Annotated in this window: 20 protein-coding genes; 11 read left to right on the top strand and 9 right to left on the bottom strand. The window is 69.8% G+C overall.

Annotation, left to right across the window (positions count from 1 at the left end; all coding sequences use genetic code 11):
• Window positions 1-14: 14 nt before the first annotated feature.
• Both OG452_RS17380 and OG452_RS17375 read right to left on the bottom strand, forming a co-directional pair.
• The gene (locus OG452_RS17380; protein WP_266855269.1) at window positions 15-233 is read right to left on the bottom strand and encodes a DUF5326 family protein; all 219 of its coding nucleotides are present in this window, start codon (window positions 231-233) and stop codon (window positions 15-17) included.
• Window positions 234-388: 155 nt separating this feature from the next.
• On the bottom strand, window positions 389-706 hold the full coding sequence (locus tag OG452_RS17375; RefSeq protein WP_266855268.1) for a cupin domain-containing protein: 318 nt from the start codon (window positions 704-706) through the stop codon (window positions 389-391).
• 51 nt (window positions 707-757) lie between these two features.
• Between OG452_RS17375 and OG452_RS17370 the strand changes: the two genes are divergently transcribed.
• The 4 genes from OG452_RS17370 to OG452_RS17355 all read left to right on the top strand — a co-directional run bounded on the left by OG452_RS17370 (window position 758) and on the right by OG452_RS17355 (window position 4,019).
• Entirely contained in the window at window positions 758-1,135 is a 378-nt protein-coding gene (locus OG452_RS17370) for a phage holin family protein (protein ID WP_327296507.1), read from the top strand.
• Between the two features lie 6 nt (window positions 1,136-1,141).
• Window positions 1,142-2,314: a cystathionine gamma-lyase gene (locus tag OG452_RS17365; protein ID WP_442810033.1), complete on the top strand. Its 1,173-nt coding sequence runs from the start codon at window positions 1,142-1,144 to the stop codon at window positions 2,312-2,314.
• Window positions 2,315-2,579: 265 nt separating this feature from the next.
• On the top strand, window positions 2,580-3,476 hold the full coding sequence (locus OG452_RS17360) for a LysR family transcriptional regulator (RefSeq protein ID WP_327296506.1): 897 nt from the start codon (window positions 2,580-2,582) through the stop codon (window positions 3,474-3,476).
• A gap of 60 nt (window positions 3,477-3,536) precedes the next feature.
• Window positions 3,537-4,019: an NUDIX hydrolase gene (locus tag OG452_RS17355; RefSeq protein ID WP_327296505.1), complete on the top strand. Its 483-nt coding sequence runs from the start codon at window positions 3,537-3,539 to the stop codon at window positions 4,017-4,019.
• A 140-nt stretch (window positions 4,020-4,159) separates the two neighbouring features.
• Here OG452_RS17355 and OG452_RS17350 read toward each other — a convergent pair whose 3' ends face one another.
• The gene (locus OG452_RS17350; RefSeq protein WP_327296504.1) at window positions 4,160-4,819 is read right to left on the bottom strand and encodes an HAD family hydrolase; all 660 of its coding nucleotides are present in this window, start codon (window positions 4,817-4,819) and stop codon (window positions 4,160-4,162) included.
• 76 nt (window positions 4,820-4,895) lie between these two features.
• Here OG452_RS17350 and OG452_RS17345 point away from each other — a divergent pair, with 76 nt between their 5' ends.
• Window positions 4,896-5,426: a DUF2269 domain-containing protein gene (locus OG452_RS17345; protein WP_327296503.1), complete on the top strand. Its 531-nt coding sequence runs from the start codon at window positions 4,896-4,898 to the stop codon at window positions 5,424-5,426.
• Between the two features lie 5 nt (window positions 5,427-5,431).
• Window positions 5,432-6,286: a GNAT family N-acetyltransferase gene (locus OG452_RS17340; RefSeq protein ID WP_327296502.1), complete on the top strand. Its 855-nt coding sequence runs from the start codon at window positions 5,432-5,434 to the stop codon at window positions 6,284-6,286.
• A 21-nt stretch (window positions 6,287-6,307) separates the two neighbouring features.
• Here OG452_RS17340 and OG452_RS17335 read toward each other — a convergent pair whose 3' ends face one another.
• Window positions 6,308-7,612 carry an MFS transporter gene (locus OG452_RS17335; protein WP_327296501.1) on the bottom strand — a complete coding sequence of 435 codons (1,305 nt, stop codon included), beginning with the start codon at window positions 7,610-7,612 and terminating at the stop codon, window positions 6,308-6,310.
• Between the two features lie 265 nt (window positions 7,613-7,877).
• On the opposite strand from OG452_RS17335, the gene OG452_RS17330 reads away from it, so the two are divergent.
• The 3 genes from OG452_RS17330 to OG452_RS17320 all read left to right on the top strand — a co-directional run bounded on the left by OG452_RS17330 (window position 7,878) and on the right by OG452_RS17320 (window position 10,130).
• The gene (locus OG452_RS17330; RefSeq protein WP_327296500.1) at window positions 7,878-8,360 is read left to right on the top strand and encodes a MarR family winged helix-turn-helix transcriptional regulator; all 483 of its coding nucleotides are present in this window, start codon (window positions 7,878-7,880) and stop codon (window positions 8,358-8,360) included.
• Window positions 8,361-8,406: 46 nt separating this feature from the next.
• Window positions 8,407-8,859: a GNAT family N-acetyltransferase gene (locus OG452_RS17325; RefSeq protein ID WP_327296499.1), complete on the top strand. Its 453-nt coding sequence runs from the start codon at window positions 8,407-8,409 to the stop codon at window positions 8,857-8,859.
• Window positions 8,860-8,966: 107 nt separating this feature from the next.
• Window positions 8,967-10,130: a winged helix DNA-binding domain-containing protein gene (locus OG452_RS17320; RefSeq protein WP_327296498.1), complete on the top strand. Its 1,164-nt coding sequence runs from the start codon at window positions 8,967-8,969 to the stop codon at window positions 10,128-10,130.
• A gap of 150 nt (window positions 10,131-10,280) precedes the next feature.
• Here the strand turns inward: OG452_RS17320 and OG452_RS17315 are convergent, their stop codons facing one another.
• Window positions 10,281-11,672: a serine hydrolase domain-containing protein gene (locus tag OG452_RS17315; RefSeq protein ID WP_327296497.1), complete on the bottom strand. Its 1,392-nt coding sequence runs from the start codon at window positions 11,670-11,672 to the stop codon at window positions 10,281-10,283.
• Window positions 11,673-11,944: 272 nt separating this feature from the next.
• On the opposite strand from OG452_RS17315, the gene OG452_RS17310 reads away from it, so the two are divergent.
• The gene (locus OG452_RS17310; protein ID WP_327296496.1) at window positions 11,945-12,364 is read left to right on the top strand and encodes a hypothetical protein; all 420 of its coding nucleotides are present in this window, start codon (window positions 11,945-11,947) and stop codon (window positions 12,362-12,364) included.
• Window positions 12,365-12,646: 282 nt separating this feature from the next.
• Here the strand turns inward: OG452_RS17310 and OG452_RS17305 are convergent, their stop codons facing one another.
• Window positions 12,647-13,069 carry a hypothetical protein gene (locus OG452_RS17305; protein WP_327296495.1) on the bottom strand — a complete coding sequence of 141 codons (423 nt, stop codon included), beginning with the start codon at window positions 13,067-13,069 and terminating at the stop codon, window positions 12,647-12,649.
• Window positions 13,070-13,287: 218 nt separating this feature from the next.
• Window positions 13,288-13,920 carry a winged helix-turn-helix domain-containing protein gene (locus OG452_RS17300; RefSeq protein WP_405561965.1) on the bottom strand — a complete coding sequence of 211 codons (633 nt, stop codon included), beginning with the start codon at window positions 13,918-13,920 and terminating at the stop codon, window positions 13,288-13,290.
• Between the two features lie 170 nt (window positions 13,921-14,090).
• Between OG452_RS17300 and def the strand changes: the two genes are divergently transcribed.
• Window positions 14,091-14,768 carry a peptide deformylase gene (def, locus tag OG452_RS17295; RefSeq protein WP_327296494.1) on the top strand — a complete coding sequence of 226 codons (678 nt, stop codon included), beginning with the start codon at window positions 14,091-14,093 and terminating at the stop codon, window positions 14,766-14,768.
• Window positions 14,769-15,001: 233 nt separating this feature from the next.
• On the opposite strand, the gene OG452_RS17290 is transcribed toward def, so the two are convergent.
• Window positions 15,002-15,418, bottom strand: a complete 417-nt coding sequence (locus OG452_RS17290) for an effector-associated constant component EACC1 (protein ID WP_327296493.1) — start codon at window positions 15,416-15,418, stop codon at window positions 15,002-15,004.
• Window positions 15,419-15,618: 200 nt separating this feature from the next.
• A complete protein-coding gene (locus tag OG452_RS17285; protein WP_327296492.1) occupies window positions 15,619-16,647 on the bottom strand; it encodes a saccharopine dehydrogenase family protein in 1,029 nt (342 codons plus the stop codon).
• Between the last annotated feature and the right edge of the window lie 47 nt (window positions 16,648-16,694).

Here is a 16,694-nt window from a genome sequence, read left to right as displayed (position 1 = left end):
CCGGTCGCGCCGTTCTACCAGTCGTTCCGCGAGGACGAGGACGAGGTGAACTTCCGTACGACGTAGATCAGTCCGGCGACGAGCGCCACCAGGAGCAGGGCCTTGAAGAGCAGCCCGATCACAAAGCCGATGACGGTCGCGATGAGACCGCCGAACACGATCAGCACGAGAACGGGCACCGCTACCCACTTCACCCACCACGGCATTCCCGCGAAAATCTCTCGGACCGCCATCGTCCTACCTCTTCCTGGATCTTCCTGGACCACACCGGCCACTCCGGGTGCTCTGCTCTCGATGCTAAAGGCGCCGGAGGGTTCGGCGGCGGCCGCTCAGCCCTTGGAATCCCCTGATCCGCCCCCTACGGGACAGCGGTGTCCGGGGCCTGCGGTCAGCTCTCGGGCGGCGAGAAGACCACCAGAACCCGCAGGTCCTCGGAGATGTGGTGGAACTTGTGCGTCACCCCGGCGGGTACGTACACCACCCCGCCCCGCGCGACCTCGGTCGTCTCCGTACCGACCGTGATCGACGCCCGTCCGCTCACCACGAAGTACACCTCGTCCTGGCCGTGCGGCTGCTGGCGGTCGGTCGCTCCCGCGTCCAGCGCGTAGAGCCCCACCGACATGTTCCGTTCGCGCAGGAACTGCAGATACGCGCCGTCGTTGGCAGCACGCTCCGCCTCCAGTTCGTCCAGCCGGAATGCTTTCATCGCTCGTCAGCCCCTGCACTCGTACCGATCGTGTCTGCCACGATCAGACACATGAAGAATTTCGTAGTCAAGACGGTTGCCAACGCCGCAGCACTCTTCGTAGCCATCTGGCTCCTTCAGGACATCACGCTCACCGGCGACTCCACCGGCCGCAAGACACTCACCCTGATCATCGTCGCGGTGATCTTCGGCCTGGTGAACTTCGTCGTCAAGCCGATCGTGAAGCTGATCGCCTTCCCCCTGTTCATCCTCACACTGGGGCTGATCACTCTGGTGATCAACGCCCTGATGCTGCTGCTGACTTCCTGGCTGTCCGGGAAGCTCGACCTCTCCTTCCACGTCCACGGCTTCTGGACCGCTGTACTCGGCGGCCTGATCATCTCGGTCGTCTCGTGGGCGATGAACGTCGTCCTGCCCGATGAGGACTGAGGCCGTATGAGCACCCCCGCCATGAACACATCCGCCATGAACACGCCCGCCACGGGTCCCGGAGACGGAACACGAGCGGTACGGGCCGGGCTGCCCGCACCGGTGAAGTACGAACCGACCCTGCCGGGGCCGGTGTTCGCCGCCCACTACCACCTGCCGGGCGAGCCCACCGGGCCTTACACCTACGGACGCGACACCAACCCGACCTGGACGCACCTCGAAGCGGCCATCAGCGAGCTGGAGTCCCCGGACGAGCCCGCCGAGACGGTCACCTTCGCCTCCGGAATGGCGGCCGTATCGGCCGTCCTGCTCTCCCAGGCCCGCGCGGGCGACACGGTGGTGCTGCCCGACGACGGATACCAGGCGCTGCCACTCGTAAGGGAACAGCTCGACGCGTACGGCGTCGGGGTACGGACCGCGCCGACCGGTGGCGACGCACAGCTCGGCGCCCTGGTCGGCGCCCGGCTCCTGTGGATCGAGACCCCGTCCAATCCCGGTCTGGACGTCTGCGACGTACGGCGGCTAGCGGCGGCCGCGCACGCCGGCGGGACGCTGGTCGCGGTGGACAACACCCTCGCGACCCCGCTCGGACAGCGACCCCTCGACCTCGGCGCGGACTTCTCCGTGGCCAGCGGCACCAAGGGGCTCACCGGGCACGGCGACATCCTGCTCGGCTATGTCACCTGCCGCGACGCGGAGCTCGCGGCGCGAGTACGGAAGTGGCGCAAGGTCGTCGGAGCGATCCCCGGGCCGATGGAAGCCTGGCTCGCGCACCGCTCGCTCGCCACGATCCAGCTGCGCGCCGACCGGCAGTCCGCGAACGCCCTGGCGCTCGCCGAGGCGCTGTCCGGACGCGCGGAGATCGAGGGCCTGCGCCATCCCGGGCTGCCGTCGGACCCCTCGCATGCCACGGCGGCCGGCCAGATGCGCCGCTTCGGCTGCGTGGTCTCGTTCGTACTGCCGGACCGCGACCATGCTGAACGCTTTCTCGACGCCCTGGAGCTGGTCGATGACGCGACCAGTTTCGGCAGCGTCCGCTCCACCGCCGAGCGGCGCGGACGCTGGGGCGGCGACGCCGTGCCGGAAGGGTTCATCCGCTTCTCCGCAGGTGTCGAGGACACCCGCGATCTGGTGGCGGACGTCCTGAGGGCCCTGGACGAGGCGGCGCGGGAGCGGTAGCGGTCAGCTCCGGCAGCGGGCAGCGGCAGCAGCGGCATGCGGGCCGCGCCGACGGCTCCGCGACGGGTGCTACGGACGGTCCGAGCCTCCCCCCTCATGGCTCGGGCCGTCCCGGTTCCCCGGTCAACGCGAAGGACCGCCTGCACAAGGCTAGTTGACTCAGCGTCAGTGTCCAATCACAGTAGCGGCAGCGACCTATCGACTTATTTATACTTTTGCCGGGGGCCGGGACACTTCGCCACAGTCAGAACGGGACGGTACGGACATGGATCTGGCCCTGCTCCGCACCTTCGTCGCCGTGCACCGTGCCGGGTCCTTCACCCGCGCCGCCGCACTGCTCGGGCTCTCCCAGCCCGCGGTGACCAGCCAGATACGCACCCTGGAAAGGCAGTTGGGGCGACCGCTGTTCCTGCGCAGGGCCCGTGGCGTCACCCCGACGTCCATCGGGGACGAACTCGCCCACCGCGCGGCACCGCATCTGGACGCACTCGCGGAGATCGCCGAGACAGGCATCGACGAGGAGGCCGGAAGCCGCACACTGCACCTGGCGGGGCCGCCGGAGTTCACCGCGGTGCGCGCCCTGCCCGCGCTCACCTCGCTGATTTCGCAGGGCATCGCGCTGCGGGCCTCGTTCGGCAACACCGAGGAGGCCTTGGACGGGCTCGGCGCAGGACACCACGACCTCGCCATCACCACGGCGCGGCCACGCGGTGAACTCCTGACCGCGACCGCGCTCTGCGACGAGGAACACGTCCTGGTCGCGTCTCCCCGCTGGGCCGCCCGGATCGGCCCGGGGACACTGCGGCACCGGGGGCCATCCGTACTGAAGGACCTGCCCGTGGTGGAGGTCCATGAGTCGCTGCCGTTCGTCTCCCGCTACTGGAGCACCGTCTTCGACGCACGCCCCGCCGAGACCGGCGCGGTCGTCGCGCCCGATCTGCGGGCCGTCCAGCAGGCGGTGGTGGCAGGCGCCGGGCTCGCCGTACTGCCGCGCTATCTCTGCCAGGACGCCCTGGAGCGGGGTGAGGTGGTGGCGCTGCTGGATCCGCCGGTGCCACCGCTGCGTACCTACTTTCTCGCCGTACGCACCGGCACGCTGGCGCTTCCGCACATCGCACGGGCCCAGGAGTGGCTGCTGCGGGCGGCCTCCGACTGGTCCTGAGGGTAGGTTCCGGGGCAGGTGATGCGTTTCGGAACCGGTTTCACGGGCCAATCTCCTTCCATGACCGAACGTTCAGTGGTCAAGCGCACCGCCCGAGCCGTGCTCCTCGACGGCGACCACCTGATCCTCATCAAGCGGACCAAGCCCGGCGTGGAACCGTACTGGGTGACACCCGGCGGCGGGGTGGAGGCCGAGGACTCCACCGTGGTCGAAGCCCTGCACCGGGAGATCGACGAGGAACTCGGCGCCAAGATCACCGACGTGGTGCCCTGCTTCGTCGACACCGTCGAGCACATCCCCGAAGGCGGCGGGGTGGCCGGCGTGAAGGTGCAGCACTTCTTCGTCTGCCGGCTGGCGTCGATGGATCCGGCCCTGCGGCACGGGCCCGAGATGGAAGAGCCCTGCGGCGAGTACGAAATCGTGCGCGTCCCCTTCAGCCGGGTCGGGATCGCGGCTGTCCATCTGGTGCCGCTCTCGCTGCGGCACTATCTCGACGGGAACATCGAAGGGGTCCGGGCGCTCCAGGCCGCAGACCTGGGCTGAGTCCTGGCTGCTGGGGGTGGGACGGGGCAGAGTCGGCAGCGATCGGCGGGCCTGCCCGTCGGTCTCGGTCCGGGTCGGCCGATGCCGGTCTGTGCCGGTGCGGGTGCCGGTCGGCGCCCGCAGTACCGGTCAGTTTCGCGTCAGTTCCCGTCGGTCCCGGGGCAGTTCCCGTTGGTCCCGGCGACGAGCCCATAGGCCTCGCGCAGATCGCCGCCCGCGTAGCTGTGCGTGGCCAGTCCCGCCAGATGGCCGTCCGCGTTCACCGCGACCGACAGGGGCACCGCTCCGAAGAGTTCCACGTCCGACATCGAGTCCCCATAGGCGATGCAGTCCGCCCGCCTGACGGCGAACTCCGTGCAGAGCCGGTCCGCGATCCGGACCTTCGCGGCCGCGCTGAGAATGCCAGAGGGGTCCACCGGCCGGCTGAACGGCACCTCCGGGAAGCGTGAGCCGTACGCCGCATGCGCACCCCAGCCGAGCAGCCGCTCCACGAAAAACGACGGCGAGAGCGAAATGACCGCGCAGTAGTCGCCGCGCTCCCTGATGTCCCGCCAGACCTCCTGGATCCCGGCGAGCCACGGCGCGGCGTCGAAAGCGGCCGCCACATGATCCGCGGTGAGTCCGGACCAGAGCGCGTGCACCTCCACCGCGTAATCCGGTGGACCGATCCGCCCCGAGACCAGATCCCGCTCCAGCACGCCGATCTCCTCCAGCAATCCCAGCTGGCGGGATATCTCCACCGGCGCGGCCGAGCCACGGATGAGGGTCCCGTCGAGGTCGAAAAGATGCAGGCGCGCCATGTACGCCGAGGCTAGTACAGCCGCTTACTCCCGCTGACAGATGCCCTGAAGCCGGATACGCGGCACGGTGTTTCACGTGAAACCTCTGACCCGCTCCGCACGCCGGGGTGCCCTCGTAGTCCATGTCGCCGTATCGGTGGGCTGGCTGGGCCTGACCATCGGGCTGCTCGCGCTCGGGGTCACCGCGTACATCTGCGCCGACGCACCCATGACGGAGGCCGCGTACCGGGCGATGAAGGTTTTCAGCGACTGGCTGGTCATCCCGATCGGCTTGCTCACTCTGATCAGCGGAGTGGTGCTCTCCCTCGGGACGCACTGGGGGCTGGCCCGCTACCGCTGGGTGTGGACCAAGTTCTGGCTGACCCTCGCCACCCTCACCGCCTCCGCCCTGGCGCTCCGAACGCAGATCAACGGGGCTGCCGCAGCCGGGCATCCCGATCTGAGTCTGGTCGCCGCTCCCACTGTCGCCTCCACCGCGTACTTCTTCATGACAGCCATCTCGGTGCTGAAACCGTGGGGCCTGACCGCACGCGGCCGGGCGTACCGGAACAAGGGGCAAACATCCCGGAAACCGGTGGACGGCGTACGCCCCCATCAGCGAGCCTGACCACCATGCCCTCATCCCTCGACGAGCTGCCCATCCGCCGCCTGGCCCTTGGTGACCTCACCTCCTGCGCCGATCTCTCGGAGAATCGCGGCTGGCCGCGTGACGATCACAAGTGGGGGCTGCTGCTCGCGGCCGGGACGGGTTACGGAATCGACGACCCCGTGGGCAAGGGGCTGGCAACCGCGTGTGTCGTCACCTCGTACGGCTCAGGGCTGGCCGCCATCGGCATGCTCCTGGTCGCGGATGAGTACGCACGGCAGGGTGCCGGCCTGCGGATGATGCGCCATGTCATCGCAGAGTTCGACGGCATTCCGCTCACGTTGCACGCCACGGCGCTCGGGCGGCCGCTCTACGAGAGGCTCGGCTTCCGGGCCGTGGGCAGGGCCGAGATGGTCCGCGGCCCCTTCCACCCCCAAGGCCCGGCAGCCGCCGTGGCCACCCGTCCGGCCACGGCCGGCGATCTGCCCGCGATGCTCCGCCTCGACCACGAGGTCTTCGGCGAGGACCGCACCCACATGATCACGCGACTGCCCGCCTTCGCCGACCAGTTGCGTGTCGTCGAGGACGCCGACGGGATCACCGGTTATGCGGCAGTCTGGCCCAGCACGGACAGCCATGTGGTCGGGCCGCTGATCGCCCGCGACACCGCGAGCGCACAGGCCCTGATCGCCTCGCTCGCGGTCGGCACCGACCGCCCGCTGCGCGCCGACATCGACGTACGCCATGTGGAACTCCTCGACTGGGTCAAGTCCTGCGGGATGGAGTCGACGAGTTTCAACACCGTGATGACGCGGGAGATCCCGGAACTGCCGGGCGACTGGACCCGCCGCTTCACGCCCCTGACGGTCGCGGCGGGCTGAGGGCCGGCAGCCGGGCGCCGTTCAGCGGTTCGCAGACACTTCCGGGGCCAGCCCGGTCACCGGCGTCGGTTCGGCCTGGAGTGTCCGGTCGGCCGGGGCTGTCCGCTCGGGCGGCGACGTCGGTTCGGCCGGCGCACTCCCGGCCACGACCCGGGTCACGGACCCGGCCGGGCCCACCGGCCCGCTCCGGCGCTCCAGCGTGCTGGAGACCAGAGCGAGGACCAGCGCCGACGCGGCGAGAACCGCACCAACCCAGTTGGGGGCGGTGTAGCCGAGACCCGCGCTGATGACGATCCCGCCGAGCCAAGCGGAGAGCGCGTTACCGAGGTTGAAGGCTCCGATGTTGACGGCGGAGGCCAGTGTCGGCGCCCCCGACGCCTGGTCGAGCACCCTCTTCTGCAGCGGCGAAACGGTCGCGAACCCGAGCCCGCCGATCAGGAAGACCGTGACCGCCGAAGCGATCCGGTCGTGCGCGGTGAGCGTGAACAGCCCCAGGACCAGGGCCAGCCCGCCCAGCGACACGTACAGCATCGGCATCAGCGCGCGGTCGGCGAAGCGGCCACCGATCAGGTTGCCGCTGACCATGCCGAGGCCGAACAGCACCAGCAGCCAGGTGACGCCGCCCTCGGAGAATCCGGCGACGGAGGTCATCATCGGCGAGATGTAGGTGATCGCGGCGAAAACCCCGCCGAAGCCGAGAACCGTCATCGCCATCGCGAGCAGCACCTGCACATTGCGGAAGGCGGCGATCTCATGCCGCAACCGGACACCCTCCGGCCCGGGCTGCTGCGGTACGAGCTTGGCGACACCCAGCAGTCCCACGACGCCGAGTCCGGCGACGAGCAGGAACGTGAGCCGCCAGCCGATGTCCTGGCCGATGAGGGTGCCCAGCGGCACACCGATGACATTGGCCAGGGTCAGCCCGGTGAACATCATCGCGATGGCGCCCGCCTTCTTCTGCGGTGCCACCAGGCCCGCGGCCACGACCGAACCGATACCGAAGAACGCGCCGTGTGCGAACGAGGCGACAATCCGCCCGGCGAGCATCACACCGAACACCGGGGCGGTCGCGGAGACCACATTGCCGATGATGAACAGCCCCATCAGCAGCATCAGCATCTTCTTGCGAGGCACTCGGGTGCCGAGGACGGTCATGAGGGGGGCTCCGGCGACCACCCCCAGCGCGTAACCGGTGATCAGGAACCCGGCAGTGGGGATCGAGACCTGGAAGGAGTCCGCGACCTGCGGCAGCAATCCCATGATCACGAACTCGGTGGTTCCGATCCCGAACGCCCCGATGGCCAGGGCGAGGAGCGCGATGGGCATGGATTTCACCTTCCGGTACCGAGCGAGAAATTTGCTTGCGTGAGCGCTTTACATGCAGGGACAATACTTGCGTGCGCTCATTAATTGCAAGCGCGGGCTATCGCCGATCGTCGCCTACCGTGAGTACCCGCCCGCCACAGAGCACCGCCCCCGGAGCACCGCCCAGGCAAAGCCGCCTCGCACCGCACGGGCAGGTCAGCGGCGGGCCGGCCCGACAGCAGGCCGCGGTGCAGGGCCACGGACAGGACGACGGAGGAGACCACTCTTGGCAGTGACCGACCCCGCACTCACCGCACCCACCGGTCTCTCTCAGGGCTGGTGCGCTCTCTCGCTGCTGCACGGCCGCATCGAGGCGCATATCGAAAAAGCCCTCCAGCGGGGCCACCGGCTCAGCGTGCGCGAGTACTCGCTTCTCGACACCCTCAGCCGTCAGCACGACGGCCCCGGCGGCCATCTCCGGATGAAGCAGGTCGCCGACGCCGTGGTCCTCAGCCAGAGCGCCACCACCCGCCTCGTCACCCGTCAGGAGGACCGTGGACTGCTCACGCGCTACCTCTGCGACACCGACCGCCGCGGCATCTACACCGACGTCACCGAAGCCGGCCTCACGCTCCTGGAGGAGGCCCGCCCCACCAACGCCCGCGCCCTGCGCGAGGCTCTCGACGAAGCCGCGGCCGACCCCGAGCTGGCACCTCTCGTACGCGCGGTCGAAGAGCTCAACCATCCCGAGCTCAACCATCCCGCCTGATCCGGCCGGGGCCCCGCCGCCGACCGGGCCGCGTACTCTGCGCACCATGAGCGATCTGGAGATACGCCCCGCGCACGAGAACGACATCCCCGCGATCGTGGCGATGCTGGCCGACGACCCGCTCGGTGCCCAGCGTGAGTCCCCGGACGACCTCGGCCCGTACACCACGGCGCACCGGCGGATCGCCGCCGACCCGCAACAGCACCTGGTCGTCGCAGTGCGCGAGGACCGCGTCGTCGGCACGCTCCAGCTCACCGTCATCCCCGGACTCTCCCGGCGGGGCGCCACCCGCTCCATCATCGAAGGCGTACGTATCCACGGCGACGAGCGCGGCAGCGGTCTCGGCACCCGGCTCATCGAGTGGGCCGTCGACACTTCCCGCAACCAGGGCTGCCAGTTGGTCCAGCTGACGTCGGACGCCACCCGGGCCGACGCCCACCGCTTCTACGAGAGGCTCGGATTCACCGCGAGCCACCTCGGTTTCAAGCTCCAGCTCTGACCCTCAGCGGCGTCGGACAGAGAACAGAACAGAGCGAGAGAAGAACGGCACCGCGAGAGCCGAAGCCAGAACCCAGCGAGAGACCAACGGAACGGGAAGCCCCGGCCATGCACCGGATCAACAACGAGCAGCGCCGTGCCCGTCTGGGCCGGCGTCACCGCCTCGCGCCCTCCGTGCGGGCCGCCACCCCCGTCGAGGTGTCCGACGCCGTCGTCGCCCTCCATGCCACCGACGCGGCGACCCTCTGTCTCTCCGTCTGCGCACGACTGACCGAGGCGAGCCCGGCCGCCCTCGAACGCGCCCTGTACGACGACGTCTCCCTGGTCCGGCTGCTCTCCCTGCGCAACACGCTCTTCGCGATGTCGCGGGACGTGGCCCCCTGCGTCGACGCGTCCACGGCCCGCGCAATCGCGGCCAAGGAGCGCAGGACGTTCCTCAAACACCTCACCGAGGACGGCGGCGGCCTGGACGAGCGCTGGCTGGCTGACGCCGAGGCAGCGACGCTGGCCACGCTCGCCGAACGCGGCCCCTGCACCGGCAGCGAACTCTCCGCCGCGGTTCCCGCTCTCCGTACGAAGATCACGGTCTTCCCGGGCAAGAAGTGGGAGGCCGTCCAGGGCGTCGCCACCCGGGTCATCCGGCTGATGGCCGCCGACGGCCGCATCCGCCGCGACCGACCGCGCGGCTCCTGGACATCGAGCCAGTTCCGCTGGACGGCCGGTACGTCCTGGCCCGCCCTCCCGGTCCCCGAGGCCAAGGCCGAGCTGGCCCGCCGCTGGCTGCTCTCCTACGGCCCCGCGACCGAGGCCGACCTCAAGTGGTGGACGGGATGGACTCTGGCGGACACCCGCAGGGCCCTCACGGCGGTCGGCGCGGAGGAGGTCCTACTGGACGGCGGGGCCCGCGGTTTCGTCGCACCGGGCGACACCGCTCCCGAACCGCCCACGGAACCGTGGGCGGCCCTGCTCCCCGGCCTCGACCCCAGCGCCATGGGGTGGGCCGACCGCACTTTCCACCTCGACGCCGACCACCGCCCGGCGCTCTTCGACCGCTCGGGCAACATCGGCCCGACGGTGTGGTGGAACGGACGGATCGTCGGCGGCTGGGCGCAGCGCACGGACGGCGAAGTGGTGTGGCGCCTGCTGACGGATCCGGGACAGGCGGCCACCGAGGCGGTCGGGGCGGAGGCCGAACGGCTCACCGAGTGGGTGGGGGACGCACGGATCACACCACGGTTCCGGACCCCGCTGGAGCGGGAACTGTCGGGCTGACGAAGCCGCCGGGCCGGCGAAGCTACGAAGCGGAGGGCCGCTGGTTCGTACGGTGGCGAGCCCGGAGGCCCGCCCGGTGTTTCGTACGGTGGCGAGCCCGGAGGCCTGCCGGTGCTTCGTACGGTGGCGAGCCCGGTGGACCTCCGTCCGTTACGGCAGCCCCCGCCAGCCCCCCTCGTCGACGCCGCCCGGCACCGGCGCCCCCGGGTCGTACGGCTGCCGCGTGAAGACGAACGAGCCCAGATCCAGATGGCTCACCTCGCCGTCCCGTCGTACGACCCGCAGCGTCTCCCCCGCGAAGTAGCCGTCGAGCCCGGTCCAGCTGCCGTCCCGCTCCGCGCGGAACCGGGAACTCCGACCGCCGCCTGCCAGCGGCCCGAACTCCATCCCGCCGTCCGCCTTGAGACGCAGACCGCTCACCGATGTCCCCCAGTACCAGGGCCCCGCCAATTCGAGCAGACCGGGATCGACCTCCGACAGCGGACGCCAGGGCTCCGGAATGATGGGTTCCGACTCCGCCACGATCCGGATCAGCTCGGCGGCCACCCGCGGTCCGACCCCCGACGTGCTGTTCGAGAGCGCCACCGCAGCCATCCCGTCCGCCACGCTCACCCACAGTCCGGCCACGAATCCCGGCAGCGATCCGGTGTGTCCGGCCAGCGTCCGGCCGTCGCGCTGTGCGAGCTGGATACCGAGCCCGTACCCGCCGTCCCACTCGTCCGCTTCCGGCGCGGCAGCGGGCGCACGCATCTCCCGTACGGTCTCCGCGCTGAGCACCCGGTCGTCGCCCTCCGCCAGGAAAGCGGCGAAGCGGCACAAGTCGGCGGCCGTCGACCACAGTTGCCCCGCGGGCGCCATCAGCCCCAGGTCCTCGGCCGGCTCCGGCAGCAGCGCGTCCGCCCACGGATGAACCGCCCACGCACCGGCGTGGGGCGCCTGCGGCTGAGCGCTCGTACGGTCCATTCCCAGCGGTACGCAGATCTCGCGCTGCACCACGTCCGCCCACGCCGCACCGCGCAGCGCCTCCACCACCGCACCGAGCAGGGCGTATCCGGGGTTGGAGTAGTGGTGGCGCCGCCCGGCCGGATGCACCCGCGGCCGCTCACCGAGCAGATCCGGAAGACCGGGCCGCAGCGCGGCCGACGACCGCTCCCACCATTCACCGGGCGTCTCCGCCGCCAGACCCGCGGTGTGGCTCAGCAGCTGAGCGATCGTCACCTCGCCGGCTCCGGTACCGGGAACGTACTTCTCCAGCGGATCCGCCAGATCGAGCAGCCCCTCGTCACGCAGGCGCATCACAGCGACCGCGGTGAAAGGCTTGGTGATCGAGCCGATCCGGTACTGCGTATTCGCGTCCGGCGCATGGCCGTCCACGCAACTGCGCGCCCCTGACCACACCATCCGCCCGTTCCGCATCACCGCCGCGACCAGCGACGGCACTCGGCCCTCGGACTGCGCGACGGCGATGCGGTGCAGCAGCGCCCGCCTGGTGGCGGGGAGGAGTTCCGCGAAGGCCTCCGGCCCGGAATCTGAAGAAGTCATGGCCCGAGACCTACCAGATGGGCCCCCACGCGTCGATGGAATCCCGGGCGTGGCCGCTGCTCCGAGGAGGCGGGCGGGAAGGACAGGGAGCAGAGTGAGGAGGGGAGAGGACGAGGGCGGGGCGGACGAGGGCGGGCGAGCCTGTTACAGGACGGTTACACAGAGCCAACAACGCATCCGGGTACTCGATCGTCTTTTCATGTGAGACCCACACCAAAAGTATTTGTCTCACCTTTGTGTGAAATCAGAGAACCTCATCGAAAGGGACACTCATGATCGTCACCAAGCGCCACTCCCTGCGTCTCGCCGCCGTCAGCACGCTCGCCGCAGCGACCGTCGCGCTGGCAGGCACTGCCGCGATGGCCGATGCCCCGACCGCACCCAGCACCACCCCCGTCGCGCAGACGGCCGTCGCCGCCAAGGCCTCCATCACGGCTAAGCCGTCGGCGAGCTCGGTGAAGGCCTGGCAGCTCTTCCGGGTCACCGGCACCACGACCGGCCTCAAGGCGGGCGCCAAGGTGACCCTCCAGCAGAAGCAGGGGAGCAAGTGGGTCTCGCTGCCCGCCTCCGCGCCCGTCAACCACAGCGGCTCCTACTCGCTGGGCGTCAAGCTCGGCATCAAGGGCAAGAACCAGCTGCGCATCGTCAGCGGGAGCACGGTCTCCCCCGTCTTCAGCGTGACCGTGCGCTGATCGGCGAGCCCCTCCGGCAGTACCCCGGCGCCCCATAGGCGATGCCATTGGCTCATTCGGGGACTGGCGTGACGTCGGCCTTCAAGATCGGCCTTCAAGATCCTGGTGGTCTTGGAGGCCGACGTTGTCGTACGGGGAGGGCGCCGACGCCACAGGCTCACATCGGTACCTCTCACCTGGCAGCGATTCGCCCCGCCGGGCACAATCCCGGCGGGGCGAATTGCCGCTGACGGCATCCCGTGAGGTCAGGAGAACACGGGAATGTGTGGCCGCGTTGCTGAATCAGCGAACGTGCACTGTCACCACGTCAGAGGCGTGCAGCCGCACGGCATGGTGGTCCTGCTTGCTGGTCAGGCCGTACAGCACCGCACGGAATTCCAGGTTGCCGCGGCGCGCGGACGTGCCGTGTGCGGTGACCGCCGCGTCGCCCTTGACCGCAGCGCTGCAGTTCTCCTGGTGCCACCCCTCACGGAAGCCGTTCTCCTCCAGGCACAGCTGATGCAGGTAACCGGCGCTGTCGTCGCCGCCGTGCGCCTTGATGGTGATCGTCTTGCCCACATGTGCCGTGTGCGGCGCCGTGATCTCCACACTCCCCTTGGCGAACGCCGGCGCCGCGGCCAGAGCCACTGAGGCCAGACCCAGCGCACCAATCACGGCCATACGGCCGCCCCGCGCCTTCATCCCGGTCTTCTCCGTCCTGGTCATGGACTTCCCTCCCGTGGATCCCCCCGCATGGCGGGACCCGTCCCCTTCGCGAAGGCGCCCGGTGCGCCTCGCTGACTACCCAGATGAGCCGGCGGCCCCGCCCGTTGCACCCGTCCGGCTCCGTTACGAAACCACGACACAACCCGTCAACCACACCGATTCCACATCAGATCCAGCCTCGGGGACCCGGTCGCGCCCGTCGGCGCTTCAGTTCAACGTCAGTTCCGGTCCCCGTCGCCCGCCGGGTCGGGGAGCAGGGGGAACAGCCGCGTGATGAGGGCTACCGGCAGAGCACCGTCGGGCCTTGCCAGGGGCCGCTGTTCACGGTCCTGGTAGGGCGCGAGCGCCTGCCGGATCGCGTCCGCCACCCGGTTCATCTCCTCGGGCGTCAGGTAGGCGACTGCGCTGAAGGCATCGTCGTGGCGCCAAGCGGGCGGCGCCTCGTTCCGCTGGGTCAGCCATCGCTGCCAGCTCTCGTCCTCCAGCCCCCGGGCCAGGTCGGCGAACTGCTCGTCCGCGGGCCCGCCGGCATCGGAAGCGGACTGCCTCAGACGCCAGGGACGTACACGGCCCCCGCTGCGGGGGGCCTCCTCGATGTATCCGTGGCGCGCGAGCTGCCGCAGGTGGAACGAGCAGAGACCGGAGCTGTACCCGAGCCGGGCAGCCGCTTCGGTGGCCGTGACAGCGCCGACTTCGGCGAGCAGGGCCAGCAGGGCTGTACGGACCTCGTGCGGGCGCAGCCCTGCGTCGGCACCGCGCGACCGGTCGTGGTGGTCGAGCCGGTGCTGCGACTCTCGCTGGTCGGGCCGGTCTTGCCGGTCGGGCGGAGAGTGGAGGTCATCTTCAGTCACTTTGCAAACTCTGCTAGTTTGCAAAGGACTTGGCAAGCGGTCCTGCGCTTCCGTCCGTACTTCCGTCCGTACTTCCGTCCGTACTTCCGTCCGTCCGTACGTCCGTGGCTCTGTGACGTACGCAGAAGGTGCGTACGCACAAGTCGCCCACGCAGAAAGGGGGAACAGCGATGGCTGTTCGTCACGAGGGATCCCGCCCCCTCGACCGGCGGGTCCGTGTGCAGGGCCGCCCGGTCGACTCGTATCCGGCTCTGCCGAGGGAGGCGGAACGGGGTTCGGTGCGCCGGATCACTGTGGTGGGCGAAGAGATCCTGAGCCGGCCGTGCCGCGACGTGACCCAGTTCGGCTCCCCCGGGCTGTCGAGTCTGATCGACGACATGTTCCTGACGATGTATGTGGCCGACGGCGCCGGTCTCGCCGCGAACCAGGTGGGTGCCGCTCTGCGGTTGTTCGTGTACGACTGCCCGGACGACCATGGGGTCCGGCATATCGGCCACATCGTCAACCCGGTTCTGGACGTACCCAGTCCGGCCGGCCGCCGACTCGTCGACGACTTCGAGGGCTGTCTGTCCGTGCCCAGCGCCACCATGGCCGTACCCCGGCCCGATCGCGCCGTCGTCCGTGGGCTCGACAAGGACGGCAGCCCCCTCGTCATCGAGGGGACGGGGTACTTCGCGCGGTGTCTGCAGCACGAGACCGACCACCTTTTCGGCCACACATACCTCGACCGACTCTCCAGCCGGGACCGCAAGGACGCCCTGCGGCAGATGGCGGACGGAAGGGAAGACGTCTTCGCCCGGCGCGCGCTCAAGGCAGCCGACCTGGGCCGCCGCGACAACGCACCCTGAGCGCCGGTTAAGTTGAGGCGCGGGTCGAGGTTCAGGAGTTCGTCGTTCGTGCGGTGCCGCGGGCCTGCCAGCTCGATGACGCTGTCCCTGAGCAGCACCGGATCGGCGCTGAGGTCGTCCAGCCCGCACAGCGCGTGGTATCCGAATCCGCGCAGGTCAGCTGTCCCGATCAGCAGCACCCGGGACCGGGCCGGGTCCGCCAGGCTCACTTTCCCGTCCTTCTCCACTTATCTCTACTCATCGGTGCCCGGGCGCAACTGATCGCCGTCTGGGCACAACTGACCACCCTCTGGGCACAACTGCCTCTTGTCCGGGTGCAACACCGTCTCGATCACGGCCTGCGCGTCGCGCACGCGCCGGGCAGTCACCGACACCGTTTCCCCGGTGGGCGAGGACACCTCGACCGTCACGTCCGAGCGGCGTTGGCAGAGCCAGACGGAGACCGACCGGGCCGGCACCGCGACGGCGCCACCACTGCCGACGGCGACGACCAGCGTGTCGGCCGGAGCGCCCATGTGCTCGAACCCGACGGGCCGTTGCCCGATCCGTACACGACCGCGCAACGTGTCCTCGCGCGCCAGCCACTGGTGCAGTGACGCCAGTTCGCCCGCGATGTCACGGCCTTCTGCGACCTGTGGATGAGCAGACACCAAGTCGTCCTTCCCACTCCCTCAGCGACTCCATCGGCCGGATTACGCCGAGTACAGGTGCCGGGACAGCCAGGGATGCCCTGCTCAAGATCAGCGCACTGCACCGGCTTGAGGACCGAGTTACGGCCTGGCTCACGGCCCGAGTTACGGAGCGGTGTGCAGCCCGGCGCGCTGAGGTCGCGTGATGGTCGAGTTGCCCGCTACTGACGCACGTCAACGGAAATGTATGGGGACAGCGCGCGGAGGAAGTCCGGCGCATCGAAGACCTCGCCGGCGGAGGCGACGCCGACCGTCCTGGTCCGCCCCGTGAGAATCCGGTCGACCGCTTCCACCACAAGTGGCGCGGTGACGGCGTAGATGTCCTGGCCCGTCGCCACAGCTCTTCGCTCGGCGCCGTCGGAGCGTACGACGACATCGACGAGGAAAGTCTGCGCGGACCGCCCGCTCCCGTCGGCCGCGGTCGGAACCGGTGTGTCCGGGGCCGACACCTCGCCGGCCGCCTCAAGCGTCATGTAGTTCCGCACTTCGGGGATGGCCAGGTGGCTGGGAACGGTGACGACGTCGGCCATCGTGAACTCCCCGATGACGGGCCGGGGGCCCATCGGTTCGGGGAAGGACCACTTCAGGGTCGGCGGGGCGTCATGGCGGTGCTGCAACCGCCCGTTGGTGTACACGACGCGTCCGCCGCCCCGCCGCTGCCGGGAGACCACGCCCGCGCTACGCGTCCCGCGTGTGGGGTGCCAACTGCTCAGCCCGTACGCGATGTGGGCCTCGTCGGCCGCCGTCCAGTCGCCCATCGCGGCGGTGGCCATCAGGTCGCCGAGGCCGCCGTAGAAGGCCATCGCGGGGACTATCACCACTCCAGCGGCGCGGGCACGGTCCGTGAAGTGCGTGAACGTATCGACGTTGGCCTCGATCTCGGCCGCCACATCCGCATACGGGATCCCGGCGCGCAGTGCCGCCTCGATCAGGGGGGCGGCCGTCGTTGCGAACGGCCCCGCGCAGTTGATCACAGCCGCCGCACCGGCCAGTGCGTGGTCGAGCGAGGCCGGGTCATCGGCCGACGCCGGCCGGTCGGCCAGTCCGGATTCGGACGCCAGTACCTTCAGCTTGCCGGCATCCCGCCCGGAGAGAACCGGGACGAACCCGCGCTCCCGCAGGTGCGCCACCACAAACCGCCCGGTGTGCCCGTACGCCCCGAACACCGCCACCTCGAGCCCTGATCCCATGGGTTCCCCCCCCCGTACTCAAATGCTCCGTTGCGATCCGTCGTGGA

This window comes from Streptomyces sp. NBC_01197 (genome assembly GCF_036010505.1).
Taxonomy (GTDB): domain Bacteria; phylum Actinomycetota; class Actinomycetes; order Streptomycetales; family Streptomycetaceae; genus Streptomyces.
The sequence above is the reverse complement of the archived record's forward strand: the minus strand, read 5'-3'. Positions and strand labels throughout refer to the sequence as shown.

Excerpts from the sequence above, each read along its gene's own strand:
- OG452_RS17380 (WP_266855269.1), bottom strand. The coding sequence starts at position 233 with ATGGCGGTCCGAGAGATTTTCGCGGGAATGCCGTGGTGGGTGAAGTGG.
- OG452_RS17375 (WP_266855268.1), bottom strand. The coding sequence starts at position 706 with ATGAAAGCATTCCGGCTGGACGAACTGGAGGCGGAGCGTGCTGCCAAC.
- OG452_RS17370 (WP_327296507.1), top strand. The coding sequence starts at position 758 with ATGAAGAATTTCGTAGTCAAGACGGTTGCCAACGCCGCAGCACTCTTC.
- OG452_RS17365 (WP_442810033.1), top strand. The coding sequence starts at position 1,142 with ATGAGCACCCCCGCCATGAACACATCCGCCATGAACACGCCCGCCACG.
- OG452_RS17360 (WP_327296506.1), top strand. The coding sequence starts at position 2,580 with ATGGATCTGGCCCTGCTCCGCACCTTCGTCGCCGTGCACCGTGCCGGG.
- OG452_RS17355 (WP_327296505.1), top strand. The coding sequence starts at position 3,537 with ATGACCGAACGTTCAGTGGTCAAGCGCACCGCCCGAGCCGTGCTCCTC.
- OG452_RS17350 (WP_327296504.1), bottom strand. The coding sequence starts at position 4,819 with ATGGCGCGCCTGCATCTTTTCGACCTCGACGGGACCCTCATCCGTGGC.
- OG452_RS17340 (WP_327296502.1), top strand. The coding sequence starts at position 5,432 with ATGCCCTCATCCCTCGACGAGCTGCCCATCCGCCGCCTGGCCCTTGGT.
- OG452_RS17335 (WP_327296501.1), bottom strand. The coding sequence starts at position 7,612 with ATGCCCATCGCGCTCCTCGCCCTGGCCATCGGGGCGTTCGGGATCGGA.
- OG452_RS17325 (WP_327296499.1), top strand. The coding sequence starts at position 8,407 with ATGAGCGATCTGGAGATACGCCCCGCGCACGAGAACGACATCCCCGCG.
- OG452_RS17320 (WP_327296498.1), top strand. The coding sequence starts at position 8,967 with ATGCACCGGATCAACAACGAGCAGCGCCGTGCCCGTCTGGGCCGGCGT.
- OG452_RS17315 (WP_327296497.1), bottom strand. The coding sequence starts at position 11,672 with ATGACTTCTTCAGATTCCGGGCCGGAGGCCTTCGCGGAACTCCTCCCC.
- OG452_RS17310 (WP_327296496.1), top strand. The coding sequence starts at position 11,945 with ATGATCGTCACCAAGCGCCACTCCCTGCGTCTCGCCGCCGTCAGCACG.
- OG452_RS17305 (WP_327296495.1), bottom strand. The coding sequence starts at position 13,069 with ATGACCAGGACGGAGAAGACCGGGATGAAGGCGCGGGGCGGCCGTATG.
- def (WP_327296494.1), top strand. The coding sequence starts at position 14,091 with ATGGCTGTTCGTCACGAGGGATCCCGCCCCCTCGACCGGCGGGTCCGT.
- OG452_RS17285 (WP_327296492.1), bottom strand. The coding sequence starts at position 16,647 with ATGGGATCAGGGCTCGAGGTGGCGGTGTTCGGGGCGTACGGGCACACC.